The sequence below is a fragment of the Pseudomonas sp. COR18 genome (genome assembly GCF_048568395.1).
Lineage (GTDB): Bacteria > Pseudomonadota > Gammaproteobacteria > Pseudomonadales > Pseudomonadaceae > Aquipseudomonas > Aquipseudomonas fuscovaginae_B.
Genome location: NZ_CP183808.1, coordinates 988169 through 1003984, shown reverse-complemented (window position 1 = coordinate 1003984; position 15816 = coordinate 988169). Strand labels below are relative to the sequence as shown.

The following is a 15816-nucleotide window of genomic DNA, read 5'->3' as shown; positions in this document are numbered from 1 at the left end:
CAGGACGACTCCCTCGACGCACAGCGTCATTCGATTGGAACTGGAGAGTGTCATGAGCAAGATTGCAATCATCGGTGCCACCGGTCGTGCCGGTAGCCAACTGCTGGAAGAAGCCCTGCGTCGCGGCCACAGCGTCACGGCCATTGCCCGCAACACGGCCAAGATCGCCCATCGCGAGGGTGTGGTCAGCAAGGCGGTCGATGCGCTGGACGCCGCGGCGCTGGAAGCGGCGGTCGCCGGCCATGACGTGGTCATCAGTGCCGCACACTTCGCCACGCTGCCAGCGGCGGCGGTGATCGGCCCGGTGAAGAAGGCCGGGGTCAAGCGCCTGCTGGTGGTCGGTGGGGCCGGTTCGCTGTTGCTGCCGGACAACAGCCGGGTCATCGACAGTCCCGGTTTCCCGCCGGAGTACAAGGCCGAGGCGAGCGCCGGGGCGGCATTCCTGGAGAGCCTGCGCCAGGAAAAGGAACTGGACTGGACCTTCCTCTCGCCCTCGGCGGAGTTCGTCGAGGGTGAGCGCACCGGCCGTTTCCGTCTGGGCAAGGATCATCTGCTGGTGAGTGCCGAAGGGCGCAGTTGGATTACTTTCGCCGACTATGCGATTGCCCTGTTGGACGAAATCGAGCAACCCGCCCACTCGCGTCAGCGTTTCGCCGTCGGTTACTGATCCTGTCCGTTGGCGGCCGGAGAATGGCCGCCTTCGGCGGAGCGCCAGCGAGCTGGCTCCTAAAGGTTGTGTGTCGTACACAAGACGGGTGGACGACGCAGACACTCCGGGAGCCGGCTTGCTGGCGATAGCGGAACGTTGCATCGACCCTACCGATCAGTCCGCTGCGCCGCCTGCCCCACCAGCCACTCCCTCAGTTCATGCAGCGCCGCCGACCCCTCCGAGCGCTTCGGATACGCCAGGTAGTACGCCTGCCCGGTACGCACCCGCAAATCGAACGGCATCATCAGTCGGCCGGCACTCAGGTCCTCGCCGATCAACGCCCAGTCGCCGATCGCCACGCCCGTGCCCTGGGACGCCAGGGACATCGCCACGTCCATGGTTTCCAGGTGCTGGCCCTGGCCGATATTGCCCAGGCTGACACCGGCCGCCTCGAGCCAGGTCTGCCAGTCCTGCTGGTCCAGCGTGGGGTGCAGCAGCGTGTGGTGCTCCAGGTCACTGACCTGCTCCAGCGCGATCGCGCCCTGCCTCAACTGGGGTGAACAGACCGGTGTCAGTTGCTCGTCGAACAGGTGGTGGGCGGTCACCGCGGGGCCCGGCGGGGCGCCATAGATCACCGCCACGTCGAAGTCCTCGCGGCGGAAATCGACCCCGTGCTGCAGGCTGGTGGTCAGTTCCACCGGCACATCCGGACGCTCCTTGCGCCAGTGCAGCAGGCGCGGCAACAGCCAGCGGATCATGCAGATCGGCGCCTTGAGCTTCAGCGCCGGATGCCCGGCGCCCACGTGGTCCACCGCCTCTTCGATCTGCCGGAACACTTCCTGTATCCGTGGAAACAGCTCGCGTCCCTGGGCGGTCAGGCTCAGGCCGCGGGCCTGGCGCTGGAACAGCGCATAACCCAGGTGCTGCTCCAGCCCGGCGATCTGTCGACTCACCGCACCCTGGGTGATGTGCAACTGCTCGGCCGCCCGGGTGAAGTTGCAGCACTGGGCGGTGATCAGAAAGGTATGCAGCGCCGGCAAGGGTGGAAGACGTTTCATGGCGGACTCAGGCATGACGACAGGACATGGCTAGTATGACTATTTTTGCGTTGTGCCCGCCATCGCCCGGACGCTCCAATAACGCCACCACCGTGGCCCGCGCTGCCACGGTCAAGACGAACAACAGGGGGCAAGCGATGGCGACGTGCGGCGAAGTATTGGTCAAGTTACTGGAGGGCTACGGGGTCGAGCAGGTGTTCGGCATTCCCGGCGTGCATACCGTGGAGCTGTATCGCGGCCTGGCGACCTCAACCATCGAGCACATCACGCCACGGCATGAGCAGGGTGCCGGCTTCATGGCGGACGGGTATGCGCGCACCAGCGGCAAGCCCGGGGTATGCTTCATCATCACCGGCCCCGGCATGACCAATATCACCACCGCGATGGGGCAGGCCTATGCCGACTCGATCCCGATGCTGGTGATCTCCAGCGTGCAGTCGCGCAGCCAGTTGGGCGGCGGGCGCGGCAAACTCCATGAACTGCCGAACCAGAGCGCCCTGGTGGCCGGCGTGGCGGCGTTCTCCCATACCCTGATGTCGGCGGCTGAACTGCCTGCGGTGCTGGCCCGGGCATTCGCCCTGTTCCAGGCCGGGCGGCCGCGTCCGGTGCATATCGAGATCCCGCTCGACGTGCTGGTGGAAAACGCCGACGCCTTGCTCGACAGCCAGCCGGTGAACATTGCCCGGGCCGGTGCGGCACCCGCCGCCGTGGCGCAAATGGCCGACTGGCTCGCGGCTGCCAAACGCCCGCTGATCCTCGCCGGTGGCGGTGCCATCGACGCCGCGCCGGCCCTGACCCGGCTCGCCGAACGGCTCGACGCGCCCGTGGCCCTGACCATCAACGCCAAGGGCATGCTGCCCGGCGAGCATCCGCTGCTGATCGGCTCGACCCAGTCCCTGGTCGCCACCCGCGCCCTGGTGGCCGAGGCCGACGTGGTCCTGGCGATCGGCACCGAGCTGGCGGAAACCGACTATGACATCACCTTCGCCGGTGGTTTCGAAATCCCCGGTACCCTGCTGCGCATCGATATCGACCCGGACCAGACCGTGCGCAACTACCCGCCCAAGGTCGCCCTGGTGTCCGATTCGCAAGTGGCGGCCGAAGCGTTGCTCGTCGCGCTCGATGGCCGCAGCCTGGCTGCGCGCCGCGACGATTGGGGGCACCGCCGCGCTGCGGCCCTGCGTGCCGAACTCGACAGCCAGTGGGATGCGCCGACCCGTGCCCAGACGCGCTTTCTGGAAACCATTCTCGAGGTGCTGCCGGATGCGGTGCTGGTGGGCGATTCGACCCAGCCGGTGTACACCGGCAACCTGACGCTCAACCCGCGGCAGGCGCGGCGCTGGTTCAACGCCTCCACCGGCTACGGCACCCTTGGCTACGCCTTGCCGGCGGCGATCGGCGCCTGGCTCGGGCGTTCCTCCCGGCGTGACGAGCGCGGCGCGGTGGTCTGCCTGATCGGTGACGGCGGCCTGCAGTTCACCCTGCCGGAACTGGCCAGCGCGGTCGAGGCGAGCACGCCGGTGATCGTCCTGCTGTGGAATAACCAGGGGTACGAAGAGATCAAGAAATACATGGTCAACCGCGCCATCACGCCAGTGGGCGTGGATATCCATACCCCGGACTTCGTCGCGGTCGCCAAGGGCCTGGGCTGTGCCGCCGAGGCCGCCAGCAGCGAGGAAAGCCTGCGCAGCGCCCTGCGTGCTGCAGCAGGAAGTTCGGGCCCCACGCTGATTGAAGTCGACCAGGCACTCTGGATGAACGGAAGGGGGCAGTGATGAAAGCGCAAATGAATCAGGACGGCCTCTACATCGATGGTCAGTGGCGTTCCGGCAGCGAACAGCTGCGCGTGATCAACCCGGCCACCGAAGCCTTGCTCGGCAGCGTTTCCGGTGGCGATGAGCAGGCGGTCGGGCAGGCGGTGGCGGCGGCGGTGCGGGCGTTCGCCGGCTGGTCGGCGAGCCGGGCCGCCGAGCGTGGCGCGATACTGCGGCGAATTGCCGAGGGAGTACGCGAACGTCGTGAGAAACTGATCCAACTGCAATCGACCAACAACGGCAAGCCGCTGTTCGAGGCGGCGATCGACGTCGAGGACGTGATCGCCACCTTCGAGTACTACGCCGGCCTGGCCGAGGGCCTGGATGAGCGGCCGGACCAGGACGTGGCGTTGCCCAGCGACGACTTCGCCGCTCGCGTGCGCCGCGAGCCGTGTGGCGTGGTCGGATTGATCGTGCCGTGGAACTTCCCGATGGTCACCACCGCCTGGAAGCTCGCGCCGGCGCTGGCTGCGGGCTGCTGCGTGGTGCTCAAGCCATCGGAGGTGACGCCGTTGCCGGAGCTGGAACTGGCCTCGATCATTGCCGACAGCGGCCTGCCGGCCGGGGTGTTCAACCTCGTCTGCGGCACCGGCCTGGCGGTGGGTGCGCCGCTTGCGGCCGACCCGCGGGTGGCGAAGATCTCCTTCACCGGCAGCAATGCGGTGGGTGTCCAGGTGATGCAGCGGGCGGCGGAAACCATCAAGGGCGTCAGCCTGGAACTGGGGGGCAAATCGTCGCTGCTGGTCATGGCCGATGCCGACCTCGACCTGGCGGTCGAAGTCGCCAGTGGCGGCGCCTTCTTCAACGCCGGGCAGATGTGCTCGGCGACCAGCCGGGTGCTGGTCGCCGACGAGATCGCCGACGAGTTCCTGTTGCGCCTGAAGGCGCGGGCTGAAGCCATTCGCGTGGCCGATCCGTTCGATCCCGAGGTGGAGATGGGCGCGCTGGTCAACCAGGCGCAGTATCAGCGGGTGTTGGGGCACATCGATCGTGGCCTGAGCATGGGCGCACGGCTGGTCTGTGGCGGTGGGCGGCCGCCGGCGTTGTCCCGCGGCTACTTCCTGCAGCCGACGGTGTTTACCGAGGTGCCGCTGGACAGCCCATTGTGGCGCGAGGAAATCTTCGGGCCGGTGGTCTGCGTACGCAGTTTCGCCAGCGAGGCCGAGGCGATCGCCCTGGCCAACGACAGCGAGTTCGGCCTGGTGGCGAGTGTCGTCACCACCGACGGCGAGGCGGCGGACCGCATCGCCAATGCCTTGCAGGCCGGCCTGGTGTGGATCAATGCACCGCAGGTGATCTTCCCGCAGACGGCGTGGGGTGGCTACAAGAGGAGCAGCCTGGGGCGGGAGCTGGGCCCCTGGGGACTGCAGGCGTTCCAGGAGATCAAGCACGTGGTGCGGGCCCGCTGAACTGGGCCCGTTTCAGACACTCTGGCGCAACCGCGCCAGATCCCGCAGCGGCGGAGCGCCGAACAGCCGGCTGTATTCGCGGCTGAACTGCGACGGGCTTTCGTAGCCGACCCGATAACCCGCCGCCGAGGCGTCCAGTCCTTCGGCGAGCATCAGCCGCCGTGCTTCCTGCAGGCGCAACTGCTTCTGGTACTGCAGCGGGCTCATGGCGGTCATCGCCTTGAAGCGGTGATGCAACGTCGAAACGCTCAGGTTGACTTCCCGTGCCAGGTCGTCGATGCGCAGCGGCTGCTCGAAGTTGCTGTTCAACCACTTGATCGCCTGGTTCACCCGATGCCCCTGGCTGTTGGCGATGGCGATCTCGTACAGGCGATATCCCTGCGGGCTGCGCAACAGCCGATAGAGGATCTCCCGGCGCACCAGCGGCGCGAGCATGGGAATGTCCTTGGGCGCATCGAGCAGCCGCGAAAGGCGCAGCAGGGCGTCGAACATCGGGGTATCCACACGCTCGACATACAGCCCCAGCCCGGTCGGTCGGCTGGGCACACCCAGGGGACCGGCTTCGGCGATCAGCGCGCTGATTTCATTCGGGTCGATATCCAGGCGCAAGGACAGGATCGGCGACTCGGGTGTGACATTCACCACCCGCCCGGCGAGGGGCATCGACACCGAGACCACCAGGTAATGCAGCGGGTCATAGATGAAATGGCCGTCGCCCAGGCGTATTTCCTTGCGGCCCTGGGCCATGATGCACAGCGCCGGTTGCGCCAGCACGGGAGCGAAATCATAGGGGTGGCTGTGGCGCCCCAGCACCAGCGAGTCGACGGCGGTCTGGTAGTTGCCGTCTTCTGTGGCGTGGCGACGAATGATGTCGGCCAGTTCCTGGCGCTGTTTTTCCATCTCCGGGGGGATCGGTTCTTGCGGCAGTTCGGACAGTGGCATGCAGAATCCCCTCGGGAAAGTCACTTTCAACGGGCCATAGCTTAAGTTTGGGCAAGGGGGATCGCCAGCCGGATCCTGCGCAATTCTTGCCTGATCCTGCCGCGACCCTTCATGACCGCCGGATGACTGCGCTGACCGCAGACCAGGCTTGCTTAAAACTCCGGACCCGCCAGCAGAGCGTTGGCCTGGCGCTGTACCCGAGGGGCAAGGCGCTGCGGCAGGATTGTGCAATAAGCTGACAGGAATCGACTAACGAGCGCTCGCCGTGGGCACTAATCTATGCATTCGTCGCCGTCATCCCGGCGGTTGATGGTGCAAGCACAACATTCCTTTCGGGAGAGCCGAGCATGTCCAAGCATATCCCCGTCAGTCACATGGCCTTCGTTCGCGCCCGCCCGGGGCGCTCCGCCGAGCTGGGCGCCCGTCTGAGCAGCCTGATCGAACCGTCCCGCCAGGCACCCGGTTGCCTGCAGTTCTCCCTGCAACACTCCCTGGCCGATGCCGACCTCTGGCTGGTGTCCGGTTTCTGGGCCAACCAGCCGGCCATGACCGCCTACTTCAACACGCCGGCCATGCAGGTGTTCGGTGAGCTGGTGCAGGACCTGGTGGTCGACAGCCTGGATTTCCATACTTTCAGCGAGGTGTCCGCCGCCCGTGCCCAGTGCGACTATCATTTGTCCAGCGCAGGTTCCCTGCAACGGCTGGCCAGCTGATTTAGAATGCCGGCCGATCAATTGGCCGGGATAACAGGCATGGCACGTAGAGAGTTTGCACAGTTCGAAGCAGTTTCAGCAGCCGTTCGCGGCGAAGCCGGCTACAACGCGGCGATTGCGGTAAAGGCCCTGGGCGGTTTCGAGCCACCGCGTTTTCATAAAATCCTTGCAGAGCAGACATTCAAGACCGCCCTCGAGGCCGATCAGGCCGCCGAGCAGGAACTGGCGCGGCTGATCGACGTCGACGCCGAGGGCGAACTGTCCTGGTGATGGGGCCGCAGTGATCAACCCGTCACTTGTGGACGGTACATCTTGAACAGGGCTTGCGGACCGAGCTGGAAGTAGTCCGCCGGGCCGCCGCCACGCAGGATCGGTTCGGCGGCGGCGGTATCGTAGATCCCATCCTTGAGCAGATGCCTGGCGATATGCACGGCAACCACTTCACCCAGGATCAGCCAGCTCGGCACCAGGGCCTGGTCTGCGCGTTGCAACTGAATGATCTGGGTGACCTTGCATTCGAAGGACACCGGGCTTTCCTGCACCCGCGGTACGCTGATCACCTTCGACGCCACGGGCGTCAGACCGGCCAACTGGAACTCATCGACCTCGGGCGGTACGGCGGCACAGCTCTGGTTCATCGCCTCGGCCAGCGGGCGGGTGGCTAGGTTCCAGGCGAATTCGCCGGTCTGTTCGATGTTGTTCAGGCTGTCTTTGCGGCCGACGCTGGAGAAGCCGATGATCGGTGGGATGTAGTTGAAGGCGTTGAAGAAACTGTAGGGCGCCAGGTTCAGCCGGCCCTCGGCACTCTGTGAGGAGATCCAGCCGATGGGGCGTGGGCCGACGATGGCGTTGAACGGATCGTGGGGCAGGCCGTGGCCATTGGCAGGTTCGTAATAGTGAATATCGTCAGGCATGGTTCGCGGGTTCCGCAGGGACAATCGGGGATCGATAGTGTGCTTGGCATCGCGGACAAAGGCGATAGGCCGTTCGCAGGACGTTGCCTCTGGCGTGCGGATTTTCCTTCCCTCCAGAAATGACTAAGCCCGGCTTGAGCCGGGCTGTGATGCCATCCGGGTCTGTCAGCTGATTGCCGCAGCGCCAGGAGTCTTGTCGTAGCCGTCGGCCGCAATGGCGTTGGCACCTGGGGTCTTGTCGTAGCCGTCGGCCGCAATGGCGTTGGCACCTGGGGTCTTGTCGTAGCCGTCGGCCGCAATGGCGTTGGCACCTGGGGTCTTGTCGTAGCCGTCGGCCGCAATGGCGTTGGCACCTGGGGTCTTGTCGTAGCCGTCGGCCGCGATGGCGTTGGCACCGGGAGTCTTGTCGTAGCCGTCGGCCGCGATGGCGTTGGCACCGGGAGTCTTGTCGTAGCCGTCGGCCGCGATGGCGTTGGCACCGGGAGTCTTGTCGTAGCCATCGGCAGCCACAGCGTTGGCACCTGGGGTCTTGTCATAACCGTCGGCAGCCACGCGATAGGCGGCTGGGGTGTGGCTGTAGCCATCGGCGGCGTAGGTATTGGCGGCCAGTACGGAAAGGGTCAGGGCGAGGATCAGTTTGGTGTTCATGGTGGTTGCTCCAGTTGGGTTTGGTTTTGCTCAGTGGGTGTGGAAGTGATATTACGCTTGTTAATTTGATTAAAAAGCGCAAATTAATGCTTAAACAAATCGAATTATTCGATGTTGTTGGCGGCGCGATCAGACGGCGGTCACTGGATGCCTGGAGGGCGGGTGCGCAAGTCGATTCGGCGTAGGATCAGGATGAGGGGCGGGAATTAACGGGCCATTAATTGCCAAGAGTCTTGAGCGTTGGACGGGTGGGAGCCGGCAAACCGGCTCCCAGCCAAGAGCAGTGTCGGCCCGTCATGGGAGGCCCACACGAGGAAAGGTTATCAGTCGGTCTCGATCCGCGAATGCCGACGGGTGTCCTTCATGGTGACATACACCAGCAGCGACACCGCGATGCAGGCGGTCACGTACCAGTAGTAGCCGGTCTCCATGCCGATGCTCTTGAACCACAGCGCGATGTATTCGGCGGTGCCGCCGAAGATCGATACGGTCAGTGCGTAGGGCAGGCCCACGCCCAGGGCGCGGATCTCGGTGGGGAACAGCTCGGCCTTCACCACCGCGTTGATCGAGGTGTAGCCGCTGACGATGATCAGCGCCGCCATGATCAGGAAGAATGCGCCCCACCAGGTCTGGATGGTGTGCAGGGTGCTCAGGATCGGTACGGTGCAGAGTGTCCCGAGAATCCCGAAGGCGATCAGGATCGGCCGCCGGCCCACCTTGTCCGAGAGCGCACCGACCACTGGCTGCAGGCACATGAACAGGAACAGCGTTGCCGCCGAGATCGTGGTGGAGTCGGAGATGCTCATGCCGACGGTGTTCACCAGGTACTTCTGCATGTAGGTGGTGTAGGTGTAGAACGCCAGGGTGCCACCCATGGTCAGGCCGACCACGGTCAGCAGTTCCTTGGGATGACGCAGCAGCGTGCGCATCAGGCTCTCTTTCGGCTTTTCCTTCTTCTTCACGAACGACTCGGTTTCTTCCATGCCGCGACGCAGGTAGAGCGCGACCACCGCGCACAGGGCGCCGATACCGAAGGGAATCCGCCAGCCCCAGTCCTGCAGTTGTTCGACACTGAGAACCTGCTGTAGCACGATCAGCACTGCCAGGGCGATGAGCTGGCCGGAGATCAGGGTCACGTACTGGAAACTGGAATAGAAGCCACGGCTCTGCCTGGTGGCCATCTCGCTGAGGTAGGTGGCGGAGGTACCGTATTCGCCGCCGACCGACAGCCCCTGCATCAGGCGGGCAACCACCAGCAGGATCGGCGCGCCGATGCCGATGGTTTCATAACCGGGGGTGAGGGCGATGATCAGCGAGCCTGCGCACATCAGCAGGACCGAGGCCATCAGGGCCGCCTTGCGGCCCTTGCGGTCGGCGTACAGGCCCATCAGCCAGCCGCCGATCGGGCGCATCAGGAAGCCCACGGCGAAGATCGCGGCGGTGTTGAGCAGTTGGGCGGTGGTGTCACCCTTGGGGAAGAAGACCTTGGCGAAGTACAGCGAGAAGGCGGCGTAGACGTACCAGTCGTACCACTCGACCATGTTGCCGACCGATCCGCTGAAAATCGATTTCAGGCGGCTGGCGGTGGTTCTTTCTTGTGCCGGCGCGACCGCCGACCCCAGGGGAAGGGTAGTGGAGTTATCCATCTAGGGAACCTTATGAGTCATTGTTGTTGTAGAGCGCGCGGGAGCGCAGCCTGACCCCTCCATAGCAGGAGCCATGCCAGGGCTGTAAGGCCCGTTCCAGAGCGGTTGGCAGGATTGGGTGAGCGGAAATCCGCTTATGCCGGAGTGGGGCTTGAGCGGAAAACCGCCGATACGAACGACGCTATCTGTAGGAGCGTGGCTTGCCCGCGAAGAACGATGACGGGGTATGGCTGAGCGGCCGCGTCATCTTTTTCGCGGGCAAGCCCGGCTCCTACAGGTTGCGTCGTTGCTACAGGAACATCTCGCGGGTCAGTCCGTGGCGTTGCAGCTTCTCGTTGAAGGTGCGCCTTGGCAGTTGCAGTTCTTCGAGCACCGCCTTGACGTCACCCTTGTGCCGGGTCAAGGCCGAGCGCAGGCACTGCGCCTCGAAGGCCTCCTGTTGCGCCGCGAGGGACTGGCCCGGATCGATATTGACCGGTTCCGGCTCGCCCAGGCCGAGCACCGAGCGTTCGGCGGCGTTGGCCAGTTCGCGGACGTTGCCCGGCCAGTCATGGCTCAGCAGCCGGACCAGTTGCGACCCGCTCAATGGCGTCGCACGGCGCCCCAGGCGCTCGGCCGCGTCCTGGGCAAAGTGTTCGAACAGCAGCGGGATGTCTTCGCGCCGCTCGCGCAAGGGTGGCAGGCGCAGTTCGGCCACCGTCAGCCGATACGCCAGGTCCTCGCGGAAACGTCCGGCCCGGGACTCTTCCAGCAGGTCGGGCTTGGTCGCGGCAACGATGCGCAGGTCGACCGGGATGCTCTGGTTGGAACCCAGGCGTTCGAGCTTCTGTTCCTGCAGCACCCGTAGCAGTTTCACCTGCTGGGCCAGTGGCATGCTCTCGATCTCGTCGAGAAACAGGGTGCCGCCATGGGCATATTCGAGCTTGCCGATCCGCTTGCCCTGGGCGCCGGTGAAGGCGCCGCTCTCATGGCCGAACAACTCGGCTTCGAACAGTGGCTCGGGAATCGCCGCGCAGTTGAGCGCGACGAACGGTTTGCTCGAACGCGGCCCGAAGTCATGCAGGCAGCGGGCGACCCGTTCCTTGCCGCTGCCGGTCTCGCCGCGGATCAGCACGTTGACCGGCAGGGGCGCCAGTTCCAGCACTTGCCGGCGCAGGGTCTGCAGGCTGCGGGACACGCCCAGCAGGCAGGCGTCGAGGCGTGAGCGGCTGTCGGCCTGTTCGTGCAGGCGGCGGTTCTCCAGCACCAGTCGGCGTTTCTCCAGGGCACGGCCGAGGCTGCCGAGCAGGGCTTCGGGGCTGAAGGGCTTTTCCAGGAAGTCGTAGGCACCGTCACGCATCGCCTCGACCGCCATCGGCACGTCGCCGTGGCCGGTCAGCAGGATCACCGGCAGGTCGGCGTCGAGTGCCCGCACCCGCGCCAGCAGTTCCAGGCCGCTGAGACCGGGCATGCGCACGTCGCTGATGATCACCCCGGGAAAGTGCGCCGGCAGTTGCGCCAGGCACTCCTCGGCGCGGCTGAACAACCGGACCGAGAAGCCCGACAGGCTCAGCCACTGTTCCACGGCCGTGCGAATGCTGGCTTCGTCATCGACCACGATTACCGAGTTCAACATGGTTCACGGACCTCCACGGCGATTGGCAGGGCCAGGGTGAAGCAGGCGCCGTCGTGCCGGTTGACGACGCTCAGGCGGCCGCCCTGTTCATGGACGATCGCATAGGAAACCGCCAGCCCCAGGCCGAGGCCCTCGCCGACCGGCTTGGTGGTGAAGAACGGATCGAAGACTTTGGCCAGATGTTCCTCGGCAATTCCACCGCCGCTGTCGGCCACCGTCAACAGCCACAGTTGCTGGTCGGCCTCGATGCGGATTTCCAGGCGCTTGAGTGGCTTGTCACGCATGGCGTCGAGCGCGTTGCGCAGCAGGTTGATCAGCACCTGTTCGAGGCGGATCGCATCGCCGCGGACCCTGGCCGGCCGGGTCAGGTGCAGGGCGATGCTGACGTTGTCCTCCCGCAGGCGCGGGTCGAGCAGGTGCAGCGCCTGGTCGACCACGCCGGCCAGGTCCAGCGGCTCGCGCAGGCCGCTGGGGCTTTGCCGGGCGTAGGTCTTGAGATGGCCGGTGAGAGCGGCCATCCGGGTCAGCATTTGCTCCAGGGGGCCAGTGCTTCCCGGGCGGCGTCGAGCCGACCGTGGTCGAGCAGCAGGCGCAGGGTCGCCAGTTGCATGCGCTGGGCGGTCAGCGGCTGGTTGATCTCGTGGGCCAGGGCGGCGGACATCTGTCCCAGCGCCGCCAGCTTGGCCGACTGCACCAGGCCATCCTGGGCCGTGCGCAGGTCGCGGGTGCGCTCCTCCACCAGTCGCTCCAGCTCCGCGCGGCTGCGCTGGCGCAGGCGGGCCAGACGCCAGCGCTGGCTGAGGAACAGGACGAGAAACACCAGGGTCAGCCACAGGCCGGCACCGGCGAGCCCGGCATTGCGCCGTTCCTCGGCGGCCAGTTGCGGCTTGCGCAGCAGGTGCAGGGTCCAGTTCTCGGTGTCCAGCGGCAGCGATTCCCAGAGCAGATCGGCGCTGCCATCGGGCGTGGCCACCCGGCTCAGGTAACTGTGGCTGTCGAACACCCGCAGGGTCTGATGCTCGATGGTGCTCAGTGGCTGCTTGTCGTACTGGCGGGTACGGCCGATTTCGCTGCGGTCGTTGTCCGACAGTGGGCGCAGCAGGCGATAGCGCCAGGCCGGCTGGTTGGAGATGAACACGATGTCGCGGGCGTCGCTGACCAGCAGGATGTCGCTGCCCTTGCCCCATTCGCGTTCGATCTCGGGGAACTCCAGCTTGACCACCATGGCACCGATGAACTCGCCGTTGTCGTTGAGCACCGCGCTGGAGAGGAAGTAGCCGGGAATCCCGCTGGTCACCCCGACCGCGTAGAAATGCCCGCTGCCTTCGCTGCGGGTCTGGTTGAAGTAGGGGCGAAAGCCGTAGTAATGGCCGACGTAGCTGCTGGGCAGGCGCCAGTTGCTGGCGGCCACCGACAGGCCGTTGCGATCGAGCAGTTGCAGGGTCGAGGAACGTGCGGCGCCGTTCATGCGTTCCAGCTTGCGGTTGAGCGCATCCTGCTGTTGCGCGGTGAGCGGTCCGTTGAGGGCCTGGCGCAGTTCCGGGTCCAGGGCGATCACGGCCGGCATGGCGCGGTATCGTTCGATCAGGGTGTGCAGGGAGTTGGCGTACAGCGCCAGCTGCCCCCGTCCGCGGACGGCATCGTCCAGCAGTGCCTGCTGCGTGGCACGGTGCATTGCCCAGCCGGCGGCCAGCACGGTGCCCGCGAGAATCAGCAGGGTATGGAGCAGCAGGCGCAGGGAACGAGGGATCGGCGGCATGCGGGCAATGACAGGCTGGAGAGAGGGCGGGAAAGATAACACGCCATGGAGCGGGGGATGCAGAAGGGGCGGGTGGTGCGGTGGGCGCCGCAGCCCGCTCCCGGAGAGTCAGGCTCCCACGGTGGGGAGCCCTCAGGGCACGGGTAACCCTGTTACAGCAATTCGAAGCTCTGTTGCGTCACGTCCCGGGAATCCAGGCCAATCTGCACGTTGAACTTGCCCGGCTCGGCCACGTACTTGAGCTGGGTGTTGTAGAACTTCAGGTCGTTCTCGTCGATGGTGAAGTGGATGACCTTCTCTTCCCCGGCCTTGAGCATCACCTTCTGGAAGTTCTTCAGTTCCTTGACCGGACGGATCATTGAGCCGGCCACGTCCTGGATGTACAACTGCACCACGGTCTCGCCATCACGCTTGCCGGTGTTGCGCACGGTGATGCTGGCGTCGAGCTTGCCGCTCTTGTTCAGCGTGGTCGACGACAGTGCCATGTTGCTCAGGCTGAAGTCGGTGTAGCTCAGGCCGTAGCCGAACGGATACAGCGGGGTGTTTTCCTCGTCGAAGTACTGCGAGGTGTAGTTGCCCGGCTTGCCCGGCGTGAACGGCCGGCCGATGGTCAGGTGGTTGTAGTACATCGGCACCTGGCCGACCGAGCGCGGGAAGGTGATCGGCAGCTTGCCCGACGGGTTGTAGTCGCCGAACAGCACGTCGGCGATGGCGTTGCCGCCTTCGGTCCCGCTGAACCAGGTTTCCAGCACGGCGTCGGCCTGGTCCTGTTCCTGGCCGATGGTCAGCGGACGGCCGTTCATCAGCACCAGTACCAGCGGCTTGCCGGTCGCCTTGAGGGCGGTGATCAGCTTGCGCTGGGTCTCGGGGATGTTCAGGTCGGTACGGCTCGACGATTCGTGGGACATGCCGCGCGATTCGCCCACCGCGGCCACCACCACGTCGGCCTGCTGCGCGGCCTTGACCGCTTCGTCGATCAACTGCTGCTCGGGACGCGGGTCATCGACCACTTCCGGCGCATCGAAGTTGAGGAAGTTGAGGTAATCGACGATCTTCTTGTCGGTGGTGATATTCGAGCCGCGGGCATAGACCAGTTGACCCTTGTCACCCAGGGCGCGGCTCATGCCGTCGAATAGGGTGACCGATTGCGCGGGTTGGCCAGCGGCGGCCCAACTGCCCATCATGTCGATCGGGGCCTTGGCCAGCGGACCGACCACGGCGATCTTCGCCGACTTCGCCAGCGGCAGGGTCTGTTTCTCGTTCTTGAGCAGCACCAGGCTGCGCTTGGCCACGTCGCGGGCTTCGGCGCGGTGCAGGCGGCTCTCGGCATTGGTGTCGGCCGGATCGTCTTCGGCCTTGCCGATACGCAGGTACGGGTCCTTGAACAGGCCCATGTCGTACTTGGCACCGAGCACTTCACGCACGGCGTTGTCCAGCTCGCGCTGCGGCACTTCGCCGGACTTGATCAGCCCCGGCAGTTCCTTGCCGTACAGGGAGTCGTTCATGCTCATGTCGATGCCGGCCTTGATCGCCAGCTTGGCCGCTTCGCGACCGTCCTTGGCGACGCCATGCTTGAGCAGTTCGAAAATCGCCCCGTGGTCGCTGACCGCCAGGCCCTTGAAGCCCCAGTCCTTGCGCAGCAGGTCCTGCATCAGCCAGGTGTTGGAGGTGGCGGGCACGCCGTTGACCGAGTTCAGCGCGACCATCACCCCGCCTGCGCCGGCGTCGATGGCGGCGCGGTAGGGCGGCAGGTAGGTCTGGTACATCTTCACCGGGCTCATGTCGACCACGTTGTAGTCGCGGCCGCCTTCCACCGCGCCGTACAGGGCGAAGTGCTTGACGCTGGCCATGATGCTGTCGGGCGCGCTCGGGCTCTTGCCCTGGTAGGCCTGGACCATCACCTTGGCGATGCGCGAGACCAGATAGGTGTCTTCGCCGAAGCCTTCGGAGGTACGGCCCCAGCGCGGGTCGCGGGAGATGTCGACCATCGGCGCGAAGGTGATGTCGAGGCTGTCGGCACTGGCTTCCTGGGCAGCGATACGCCCGGAGCGGCCGATGGCGTCCATGTCCCAGCTGGAGGCCAGGCCCAGGCTGATCGGGAAGATGGTGCGGTGGCCGTGGATCACGTCATAGGCGAAGAACATCGGGATCTTCAGCCGGCTGCGCATGGCCGCGTCCTGCATCGGACGGTTTTCCGGGCGGGAAATGGAGTTGAAGGTGCCGCCGATGTTGCCCGCGGCGATTTCCTTGCGGATCAGTTCGCGGGGCATTTCCGGACCGATGCTGATCAGACGCAACTGGCCGATCTTTTCCTCGAGGGTCATCTGCTTCATCAGGTTGGCGATGAAGGCGTCCTTGTTTTCGATGGGAGCGGACTTCGTGTCCGCCGCAACCGGGAGACTGGCCAGGCCGACAGCAAGGCCCAGCAAACACAGCTTCTTCATGAATGATTATCTCGGGAGTCCGATCCAGCGACTGCTCGTTGGGCGCCGGCCGGGCTGTTTCGTTATTGGGAGCGGCTATTGTTGTGCCAATAAATCCAGCACACTGCTGAACTGTTTTTCGCGCTGGGCATCTTTTAGCTGATTGGCTTCATACATTCCAGTGGCGGGGGCGGATTATGCCCTACGCAGGGCCCTGGCCATTGTC

The 15816-nt window shown here is 65.2% G+C and carries 12 protein-coding genes and 1 pseudogene; 5 read left to right on the top strand and 8 right to left on the bottom strand.

What is annotated here, in order from left to right:
* Positions 1–52 precede the first annotated feature (52 nt).
* Positions 53–667, top strand: coding sequence for an NAD(P)-dependent oxidoreductase (locus ACM62G_RS04680; protein WP_054057988.1), 615 nt, complete (start codon positions 53–55; stop codon positions 665–667).
* A 149-nt stretch (positions 668–816) separates the two neighbouring features.
* Here ACM62G_RS04680 and ACM62G_RS04675 read toward each other — a convergent pair whose 3' ends face one another.
* Entirely contained in the window at positions 817–1707 is an 891-nt protein-coding gene (locus ACM62G_RS04675) for a LysR substrate-binding domain-containing protein (protein WP_419736763.1), read from the bottom strand.
* Between the two features lie 137 nt (positions 1708–1844).
* On the opposite strand from ACM62G_RS04675, the gene ACM62G_RS04670 reads away from it, so the two are divergent.
* Together ACM62G_RS04670 and ACM62G_RS04665 are read left to right on the top strand one after the other, a co-directional pair.
* Complete coding sequence (locus ACM62G_RS04670) at positions 1845–3482, top strand: 5-guanidino-2-oxopentanoate decarboxylase (RefSeq protein ID WP_419737486.1); 1638 nt, start codon at positions 1845–1847, stop codon at positions 3480–3482.
* On the top strand, positions 3482–4930 hold the full coding sequence (locus tag ACM62G_RS04665) for an aldehyde dehydrogenase family protein (protein WP_419736762.1): 1449 nt from the start codon (positions 3482–3484) through the stop codon (positions 4928–4930). The genes ACM62G_RS04670 and ACM62G_RS04665 overlap by 1 nt, the downstream gene beginning before the upstream one ends.
* A 12-nt stretch (positions 4931–4942) precedes the next feature.
* On the opposite strand, the gene ACM62G_RS04660 is transcribed toward ACM62G_RS04665, so the two are convergent.
* Complete coding sequence (locus ACM62G_RS04660; RefSeq protein ID WP_054060848.1) at positions 4943–5872, bottom strand: AraC family transcriptional regulator; 930 nt, start codon at positions 5870–5872, stop codon at positions 4943–4945.
* A 347-nt stretch (positions 5873–6219) separates the two neighbouring features.
* On the opposite strand from ACM62G_RS04660, the gene ACM62G_RS04655 reads away from it, so the two are divergent.
* Positions 6220–6585, top strand: a complete 366-nt coding sequence (locus ACM62G_RS04655) for a putative quinol monooxygenase (RefSeq protein ID WP_054060847.1) — start codon at positions 6220–6222, stop codon at positions 6583–6585.
* A gap of 39 nt (positions 6586–6624) precedes the next feature.
* Positions 6625–6855, top strand: a complete 231-nt coding sequence (locus tag ACM62G_RS04650) for a hypothetical protein (RefSeq protein WP_054060846.1) — start codon at positions 6625–6627, stop codon at positions 6853–6855.
* A gap of 14 nt (positions 6856–6869) precedes the next feature.
* Here ACM62G_RS04650 and ACM62G_RS04645 read toward each other — a convergent pair whose 3' ends face one another.
* The 6 genes and pseudogenes from ACM62G_RS04645 to bglX form a co-directional block, all read right to left on the bottom strand.
* Positions 6870–7499 (bottom strand): flavin reductase family protein, encoded by a 630-nt coding sequence (locus ACM62G_RS04645; RefSeq protein WP_054060845.1) that lies wholly within the window; start codon positions 7497–7499, stop codon positions 6870–6872.
* Positions 7500–7664: 165 nt separating this feature from the next.
* Positions 7665–8147 (bottom strand): hypothetical protein, encoded by a 483-nt coding sequence (locus tag ACM62G_RS04640; RefSeq protein ID WP_419736761.1) that lies wholly within the window; start codon positions 8145–8147, stop codon positions 7665–7667.
* A 323-nt stretch (positions 8148–8470) separates the two neighbouring features.
* Positions 8471–9793, bottom strand: coding sequence for an MFS transporter (locus tag ACM62G_RS04635; protein WP_054060843.1), 1323 nt, complete (start codon positions 9791–9793; stop codon positions 8471–8473).
* Between the two features lie 289 nt (positions 9794–10082).
* Positions 10083–11408, bottom strand: a complete 1326-nt coding sequence (locus ACM62G_RS04630; RefSeq protein ID WP_273819224.1) for a sigma-54-dependent transcriptional regulator — start codon at positions 11406–11408, stop codon at positions 10083–10085.
* Positions 11402–13167, bottom strand: a pseudogene (locus tag ACM62G_RS04625) (sensor histidine kinase). The gene ACM62G_RS04630 and the pseudogene ACM62G_RS04625 overlap by 7 nt, the downstream one beginning before the upstream one ends.
* Before the next feature lie 152 nt (positions 13168–13319).
* Positions 13320–15611 (bottom strand): beta-glucosidase BglX, encoded by a 2292-nt coding sequence (gene bglX, locus ACM62G_RS04620; RefSeq protein ID WP_054058282.1) that lies wholly within the window; start codon positions 15609–15611, stop codon positions 13320–13322.
* Positions 15612–15816 lie beyond the last annotated feature (205 nt).

Excerpts from the sequence above, each read along its gene's own strand:
- ACM62G_RS04680 (WP_054057988.1), top strand. The coding sequence starts at position 53 with ATGAGCAAGATTGCAATCATCGGTGCCACCGGTCGTGCCGGTAGCCAA.
- ACM62G_RS04675 (WP_419736763.1), bottom strand. The coding sequence starts at position 1,707 with ATGAAACGTCTTCCACCCTTGCCGGCGCTGCATACCTTTCTGATCACC.
- ACM62G_RS04670 (WP_419737486.1), top strand. The coding sequence starts at position 1,845 with ATGGCGACGTGCGGCGAAGTATTGGTCAAGTTACTGGAGGGCTACGGG.
- ACM62G_RS04665 (WP_419736762.1), top strand. The coding sequence starts at position 3,482 with ATGAAAGCGCAAATGAATCAGGACGGCCTCTACATCGATGGTCAGTGG.
- ACM62G_RS04660 (WP_054060848.1), bottom strand. The coding sequence starts at position 5,872 with ATGCCACTGTCCGAACTGCCGCAAGAACCGATCCCCCCGGAGATGGAA.
- ACM62G_RS04655 (WP_054060847.1), top strand. The coding sequence starts at position 6,220 with ATGTCCAAGCATATCCCCGTCAGTCACATGGCCTTCGTTCGCGCCCGC.
- ACM62G_RS04650 (WP_054060846.1), top strand. The coding sequence starts at position 6,625 with ATGGCACGTAGAGAGTTTGCACAGTTCGAAGCAGTTTCAGCAGCCGTT.
- ACM62G_RS04645 (WP_054060845.1), bottom strand. The coding sequence starts at position 7,499 with ATGCCTGACGATATTCACTATTACGAACCTGCCAATGGCCACGGCCTG.
- ACM62G_RS04640 (WP_419736761.1), bottom strand. The coding sequence starts at position 8,147 with ATGAACACCAAACTGATCCTCGCCCTGACCCTTTCCGTACTGGCCGCC.
- ACM62G_RS04635 (WP_054060843.1), bottom strand. The coding sequence starts at position 9,793 with ATGGATAACTCCACTACCCTTCCCCTGGGGTCGGCGGTCGCGCCGGCA.
- ACM62G_RS04630 (WP_273819224.1), bottom strand. The coding sequence starts at position 11,408 with ATGTTGAACTCGGTAATCGTGGTCGATGACGAAGCCAGCATTCGCACG.
- bglX (WP_054058282.1), bottom strand. The coding sequence starts at position 15,611 with ATGAAGAAGCTGTGTTTGCTGGGCCTTGCTGTCGGCCTGGCCAGTCTC.